The 267-nt window shown below is 55.4% G+C and carries 1 pseudogene; it reads left to right on the top strand.

Annotation, left to right across the window (positions count from 1 at the left end):
• Positions 1-267, top strand: a pseudogene (locus FDX22_RS12305) (cell division protein DamX); the annotation flags it as partial.

Raw genomic sequence — 267 nt, 5'->3', positions numbered from 1 at the left:
TCTGAACAATGCACTGACGCAGCCGCAAGGTCAGGCACAGGTTAACAACGTCGTAGTCAACTCTACGCTGCCAACTGAACCTGCTACCGTAGCACCAGTTCGCAATGGCAATGCAGGGCGTCAGACTGCGAAGACTGAGCCAGCAGAACGTACTGCAGTTGCACATCAGGAACGCAAACAGGCTGTTATTGAGCCGAAGAGCAAGCCGCAGACCACGGTAAAAGCGACGCCGACAGAGCCGAAACCTGTTGCCCAGGCGAAACCAAC

Source organism: Citrobacter sp. TBCS-14 (genome assembly GCF_005280805.1).
GTDB classification, from domain to species: domain Bacteria; phylum Pseudomonadota; class Gammaproteobacteria; order Enterobacterales; family Enterobacteriaceae; genus Citrobacter; species Citrobacter gillenii.
This window is presented reverse-complemented; position numbering and strand designations above follow the sequence as displayed.